Genomic DNA, 6635 nt, shown 5'->3' with positions numbered 1-6635 from the left:
CACAACCTCGCCCTCACCGGATAGTTCAACGGGCCGCGCAACGACCAACCGTGCCCGAGGCGACCCGAAGATCATTTACGGGACGGCCCTTAGATGAGCCAGCGAGCAGCTCGGAGTCAGCTCTCAGAGGTGCGAGCAGCCTATGCAGAGCCCCTCAGAGGTGACCAGGCGACACACCTCCGACACAGTGAACGCCGACCGCATCCCCGGCGAGGTTCGATCGCAGGTCAGAAGGGGTGCAACGGCATGATCAGGAACCCCCTCCGGAGCCGTGTGCGCAGGTTCGAATCCTGCCGGGGGCACTTCGCCTCAACCAGCGTGAGTGATGCGGTTGACCAGCGCAGATGCCTGATATGAAGAGCGGGACCCAGTTCGCTGGGTCCCGCTCTTCGTTGTTTGTGCGCGGTTGTTTGTTCGTGCTGATCGCGATAGGCCCGCGACAGACACAGCGCACAGCGTCAGCTCTCCGCCGAGTCCGAGCCCGAGTCCGAGTCCCCGGAAGGCCCGGTCTGGCGTGTCACTCGATGGCGCAGGTACACGAACTTCGAGTTGAAGGTGCGGGTCTCGAGCAGTTCGAGGTCCACCCGGCGTTCGTGTCGGGGGAAGTACGGTGTGCCGCCGCCGACCAGTACCGGGTAGACGATGGCGCGGTACTCGTCGATCAGGCCCGCGGCGGCTGCCTCGGTGGCGAGGGTGGCGCCGCCGATGGCGATCTCGCCCTCGCCCGGTTCGGCGCGTAGGCGTGCGATCTCCTCTGCCACGGTGCCGGTGGCCAGGCGGGCGTTGCCCTGTACCTCCGTCAGTTTGGTGGAGAAGACCACCTTGGGGAGGGGGTTCCAGAGGGCGACCCATTCGAGTTCCGCGTCGTCGAGCGAACGCTCCTGGGCTGCGGTTTCCCAGTAGAGCATCGTCTCGTACAGGCGCCGGCCCAGCAGGTGGACGCCGACGCCGCGGATCTCGTCGATCCAGAAGCGGAAGACGTCCGGGTCGGGCGCCGACCAGTCGAAGCTGCCGTCCGGGCCGACGATGTAGCCGTCGAGTGAGACGTTCATCGAATAGGTCACGCTGCGCATCGGCGGTCCTCCTCCTGGACGGGTTCCAACGTATGACCGTCGGGGGCCGCAGAACTCATCGCGACGCGCCGTACTTCCCGGTGTCGACGTTCTGTGTCCGTCCTCGTGCGATATCGGCTTTCCCAAGTCCGTTCGTGCGTCGAACACTTGGTGGCAGCATCGGCTGACATGGGCAGAGATCGGTACGTCGACTTCCTGCGGGCCTGGGCCATCCTGCTCGTCGTGCTGGGGCACTGGCTGATCACCGCGCTGGTGTGGGAGCCCGGTGGGGGGATCCGGGCGCCCGAGTTGCTTGCCGAGGTGCCGTGGACGCAGTGGCTGACGCTCGGGTTTCAGATCATGCCGCTGTTCTTCTTCGCGGGAGGGTATGCGGCCGGTGGGTCCTGGGCGGCCGCGCGGGGTGCCGGCTCGGGGTGGGTTCGGCGGCGGGTGTTGCGGCTGCTGGTGCCGGCCGGGGTCTACAGCGGGCTGGTGCTTCTCGCCGTGGCCGTGTGTCAGGGGGTCGGGGTCGAGCCCGGCACGCTGGAGCTGGTCGGGTGGGCCATGGGCATGCAGTTCTGGTTTCTGCCTGTGTATGTGGTGCTCAGTGCGGTGACGCCCGTGCTGTATGCCGCGCATCGGCGCTGGGGTCTGCTCGTGCCCGTCGGGATGGGGGTCGTCGCCGGTGTGGCCGCGTATACGCCCCATCTGGGGATGCTCGACCATCTCCTCTATCTCCTCGTCTGGGGCATCGCCTATCAGCTCGGCTTCTGCTGGCGGGACGGGCTGCTGCAGGGGAAGGGGCTCGGGCTTGCGGTCTGTGGCGGGCTGGGATTCGCCGGGCTCGTCGGGTTCGGGCCGTTTCCCGTGAGTCTCATCCGGGTCACCGGGCAGGAGCCCAGCAACACCGATCCGCCCTCGCTCGCCATGCTCGCCTGGGTTGTCGCGCAGGTCGGGGTGTGTCTGCTCGTCGCGCCTGTCGTGCGGCGCCTGCTGGTGCGGGAGCGGGTGTGGCGGGTGGTGCGGGGTGTCGGCGGCGCCAGCATGACGCTCTACCTGTGGCACATGGTGCCGGTGCTCGTCGTTGCCGCCGCCTTCTATCTGACCGGGATCGCGCCTCAGCCCTCGCTCGGGTCGCTCGGCTGGTGGGGGCTGCGGGTGCCCTGGCTGGTGGTGCTGGGCGCCGTCATGGTCGGCGTGCTGGTGGGGGTGCGGCCGCTGGCCTTGCTGGAAGGGCCGGGGCGGGCCCGGCTGCCCGTGTGGGTGTTGTGGGTCGGGCTCGGCAGCAGTGTCGTCTCGCTCGCCCGGTTCGCCGTGTACGGCTTCGCTCCCGACGGGCGGTTTCCCGTACTGCCCGCGCTCGGGCTCGCGGTGGGCGTCGGGCTTGTGTCGCTGGGCGGGCGGGTGGGCGTGTGCGACCGTGAGCTTTCACACAGATCATCCGCTGACGAGTCCAGCAACTCGCCTCTCGCCGACGCCAGTTGACGGACGATCTGTTTCGCCCCGCGTTTGCGGATCGTAAGAATCCGGGCATGTTTCCCTTTCAACAATGGCCTTTCCGGCTTTCGTCCAGTTCACTCGGGACGGTCCGCCGCAAGGCAGTTCGGACCGCAGGGAGCATGTACGGATATGTCCGCACCATCCGGGAATTCCCAAGTACCGATAAACCCCCACCCTGTCAGCGCCGCCGAGGTCATCCCCGGCGATCTCGTCGCCCTGTCTCCGGGTGACGTCGAACAGCCTCGGTGGTACGTCGTCACGCACACGCTTCCCGAGTCGCCGGAGACGATCCGCGTGACCCTGCGGCCGCCGCTGGGCGGGGTGGACCGCGACGAGGTGCTGGGACGGGAGCGGTTGGTGACCGTCGCGTGCCGGCGGATGGACGTGGCCGGGGTGCCCTCGCTGTCGTCGCCTCCGCTCGACGACGTCCGGTTCCGGGACGGGGACCGGGTGGGGTCCCTCAGGGCCGTCGATCCCGGTGCCGTCGAGGTGACGTACGTACGGCGGTGGGGGGTCTGGCATCGGGATCTCGACGCTCCCGACGACGTACCCGTGTCCGACGGTGAGGTGCGGCGGTGGGCCGCCGGCGCCGACCGGGACGGGTTCGTCGTACGGCATCGTCCGCGGGCCGTGCGGGAGGCGGCTGCCGGGGGGCCTCGGCGGGTTGTCGTCACCGGGCTCGGGGCCGTCACGCCGTTGGGTGTCGGGGTGGGCGAGCTGTGGCAGGGGCTGCTCGACGGGCGGCACGGGATACGGGAGTTGGAGGGGGAGGAGTTCCGGGAGCTGGCCGTGCGGGTGGCCGGGACCGTTCCCGTCGATCCCGTCTCGCTGCTGCCGCGCGCCGCTGCCCGGCGGATGAACCGGGCCGCCCAGTTCGCCGTGCTCGCGGCGCGGGAGGCTTGGGGCGATGCCGGGTTCGTGGCGGGCGGGACCGTCGAGAGCGGGCTCGATCCCGCGCGGGTGGGGGTGAGTCTCGGGGCCATCCTCGGGGACGCGTCCGTACTGGTGGGCGGGGACCGGAAGCTACGGGAGAAGGGGCCCCGCGGGGTCTCGCCGCTCACCACGCCCATGACCGTGCCGTCGCAGGCCGCCTCGCAGGTCTCCCTCGACCTTCACATCACCGGGGAGGCCCGTACCGTCACCAGCGCCTGCGCCTCCGGGACCGAGGCCATCGGGCAGGCCATCGACCGCATACGGTACGGCCGCGTCGACGTCGCCCTCGCGGGCGGGGCGGAGGCCGTCGTCACTCCGGCGATCATGGCGTCGTTCGCCTCGATGCGGGCGCTGTCCCAGGCGGGGCTGGAGGAGGGTTCGCCTTCTCGGCCGTTCGCCAAGGACCGGGACGGGTTCGTGAACGGGGAGGGGGCGGGGGTGCTCGTACTCGAAGCCGAGGAGCATGCCCTTGCCCGTGGGGCGCGGATCTACTGCGAGGCCGCCGGGTGGGGGCTCTCCGCCGACGCGCATCACATGGCCGCGCCCGATCCCTCCGGGAGCGGGGTCGCGCTCGCGCTGCGACGGGCGGTGCGGGACGCGGGTGGGCACGTGGTGGACGTCGTACATGTGAACGCGCATGCGACGGCCACGGTGGAGGGGGATCTCGCCGAGGCGGGGGCGCTGCGGGAGGTGTTGGGGCGGCGGTCCGTTCCGGTGACCGCGCTCAAGGGGCATCTCGGGCATCTGCAGGGGGCCGCGGGCGGGGTCGAGGCGGTCGCGGCCGTGCTGACCCTCCATCACGGGGTGGTGCCGCCGACGGTGGGGTGCGCGGAAGTGGATGACGCGGTGGGGCTGGACGTCGTGCTCGGGGGGCCTCGGGAGTTGCCGGGCGACGGGGATCTGGCGCTCAGCAACTCGTTCGGGTTCGGGGGGCACAACGCGGTGCTGGCGCTGCGGCGGACGGGGCTCGGGGGCGGGGACCGGTAGTTCGGGGCCGGGGCTTCCGGACCGGGGTCCGGCACCGGCGCGGTCTGCTGCCACGTGGCTGAGCGCCGTTGCGGTGGACGCAGGAGACCGGGAGAGATCAAGGACTGCGGAACGGCCGTCAAGCAGAGCGCTTTCGCGTTGCCGTCTTCTTCGCCGTCGCCTTCGCCGCCGTCTTCTTGGCTGTCGACTTCTTCGCCGCCGCCGTCGATGCCGATGCCGTTTTCGATGCCGTCTTCTTCGTCGCCGTCGACTTCTTCGCCGATGCCGTCGTCTTCTTCGCGGCGGTCGTCTTCTTCGCGGTCGCCGTCGACTTCTTCCCCGACGCCTGTTTCGGCGTGGCCCGGGCGGACTTGCGCTGGGGCAGGCGGCGTACCGCTGCCGGTTCCTCCGGCGTCTCCTCCCCGCGCGACTCCTTCGCCTCCCGGACGCTCTTCTCCAGGGCGGCCATGAGGTCGAGGACCTTGCCGCCCTTCGCGGGTTCCGGGGACTCGGGGACGGTCTCGCCGGCGGCCTTGGCCGCGACGACCTCCTCCAGGGCCTCGCGGTACTCGTCGTGGAGGTCGTCCAGGTCGATCTCGCCCAGGGTGTCCATCAGGGCGTCCGCGAGGTCCAGTTCCTTGTCGTTCACCGTGACCTTGGTGTCGGGGGCCACGCCCTGGGGGGCTCTGACCTCGTCCGGCCACAGCAGGCCGTGCATGGCGATGGCGTCCTCGACCACCCGCAGCATGCCCAGGCGCTCCTTGCCGCGCAGGGCGAACTTCGCGATGGCCACCTTGTTGCTGCGTTTCAGGGCCTCCCGCAGCAGGGTGTACGGCTTCGCCGCCGGGGCGCCGCCCGCCGCGAGGTAGTACGCCGCGTCCATCTGGAGGGGGTCGATGCGGTCGGCCGGTACGAAGGCGACGATCTCGATCGTCTTGGCCGTGGGGAGCGGGAGGTGGGCCAGGTCCTCGTCCGTGATCGGGATGATCGTGCCGTCGGCGTCCTCGTAGCCCTTGCCGATCTCGGCCGAGCCGACCTCCTTCTCCTCCAGCTCGCAGACCTTGCGGTAGCGGATGCGGCCGCCGTCCTCCAGATGGATCTGACGGAAGGAGATCGAGTGGCTCTCGGTGGCGTTGACCAGCTTGATCGGGATGCTGACCAGGCCGAACGAGATGGCGCCGTTCCATATGGATCGCACGGGCGGGACCTTTCCTGACGCTGCGAAACGCTAAATAAGCCACTAACGCTGCATAAGTCTCTATCTATCTATTTCCATGTAATTCTCATCGTATGACGCCGATCACCGAGGTGGACGGGCACCGGCTCGCGCTCAGCAATCTGGACAAGGTGCTGTATCCGGAGACCGGGTTCACCAAGGGCGAGCTGCTGCACTACTACGCGACCACCGCCGACGCCCTGCTCCCCCATCTGCGGGACCGTCCGGTCTCCTTCCTGCGCTATCCGGACGGCCCCGACGGACAGGTGTTCTTCGCCAAGAACGTGCCGCCGGGTACGCCCGACTGGGTCACCACCGCCGAGGTGCCCAGGTCGGAGGGGCCGGCGCGGATGGTGCTGGTGCAGGATCTGGCGAGCCTGATGTGGGCGGCGAACCTCGTCACCGAGTTCCATACGCACCAGTGGGTGATCCAGGAGCCGGGCACCGCCGACCGGCTCGTCTTCGATCTCGACCCCGGCCCGCCCGCCTCGGTCGTCGAGTGCTGCGAGGTCGCACTGTGGCTGCGGGAGCGGCTCGCCGAGGACGGGATCGAGGCGTACGCCAAGACCTCCGGGTCCAAGGGGCTGCATCTGCTGGCCGCCGTGCACCCCACCGCCTCCGAACAGGTGAGCGAGTACGCCAAGGAGCTCGCCGTCGCCGCCGAGCGGGCCCTCCCCCGGCTCGCCGTGCACCGGATGACCAAGAGCCTGCGGCCCGGGAAGGTCTTCGTCGACTGGAGCCAGAACGCCGCCCGCAAGACGACCGCCACGCCCTACACCCTGCGGGCCCGCCCCCAGCCCACCGTCTCCGCCCCCGTCACCTGGGAGGAGGTCGAGGAGTGCCGGTCCCCCCGTCAACTCACCTTCCTCGCGCCGGACATCGCACCCCGGCTCCAGGACTACGGCGACCTCCTCGCCCCCCTCTTCGAAACCACGGACGCCGCTCAACTGCCCTAGCTTCGGCCCCCG

The 6635-nt window shown here is 69.9% G+C and carries 5 protein-coding genes; 3 read left to right on the top strand and 2 right to left on the bottom strand.

The annotated features are described in order from the left end of the window. Positions 1–458: 458 nt before the first annotated feature. The gene (locus tag PH203_RS33430) at positions 459–1073 is read right to left on the bottom strand and encodes a dihydrofolate reductase family protein (protein ID WP_289924937.1); all 615 of its coding nucleotides are present in this window, start codon (positions 1071–1073) and stop codon (positions 459–461) included. Positions 1074–1241: 168 nt separating this feature from the next. Between PH203_RS33430 and PH203_RS33425 the strand changes: the two genes are divergently transcribed. After that, a complete protein-coding gene (locus PH203_RS33425; RefSeq protein ID WP_289924936.1) occupies positions 1242–2537 on the top strand; it encodes an acyltransferase in 1296 nt (431 codons plus the stop codon). A gap of 144 nt (positions 2538–2681) precedes the next feature. After that, a complete protein-coding gene (locus PH203_RS33420; protein ID WP_289924935.1) occupies positions 2682–4472 on the top strand; it encodes a beta-ketoacyl-[acyl-carrier-protein] synthase family protein in 1791 nt (596 codons plus the stop codon). A 118-nt stretch (positions 4473–4590) separates the two neighbouring features. Here the strand turns inward: PH203_RS33420 and PH203_RS33415 are convergent, their stop codons facing one another. After that, the gene (locus PH203_RS33415) at positions 4591–5649 is read right to left on the bottom strand and encodes a Ku protein (RefSeq protein ID WP_289924932.1); all 1059 of its coding nucleotides are present in this window, start codon (positions 5647–5649) and stop codon (positions 4591–4593) included. Between the two features lie 92 nt (positions 5650–5741). On the opposite strand from PH203_RS33415, the gene ligD reads away from it, so the two are divergent. After that, positions 5742–6623, top strand: a complete 882-nt coding sequence (gene ligD / locus PH203_RS33410; RefSeq protein WP_289924931.1) for a non-homologous end-joining DNA ligase — start codon at positions 5742–5744, stop codon at positions 6621–6623. The last annotated feature ends 12 nt before the right edge of the window (positions 6624–6635 follow it).

This window comes from Streptomyces sp. S.PB5, from assembly GCF_030403745.1.
Classification (GTDB): domain Bacteria; phylum Actinomycetota; class Actinomycetes; order Streptomycetales; family Streptomycetaceae; genus Streptomyces.
The sequence above is the reverse complement of the archived record's forward strand: the minus strand, read 5'-3'. Positions and strand labels throughout refer to the sequence as shown.

Excerpts from the sequence above, each read along its gene's own strand:
- PH203_RS33430 (WP_289924937.1), bottom strand. The coding sequence starts at position 1,073 with ATGCGCAGCGTGACCTATTCGATGAACGTCTCACTCGACGGCTACATC.
- PH203_RS33425 (WP_289924936.1), top strand. The coding sequence starts at position 1,242 with ATGGGCAGAGATCGGTACGTCGACTTCCTGCGGGCCTGGGCCATCCTG.
- PH203_RS33420 (WP_289924935.1), top strand. The coding sequence starts at position 2,682 with ATGTCCGCACCATCCGGGAATTCCCAAGTACCGATAAACCCCCACCCT.
- ligD (WP_289924931.1), top strand. The coding sequence starts at position 5,742 with ATGACGCCGATCACCGAGGTGGACGGGCACCGGCTCGCGCTCAGCAAT.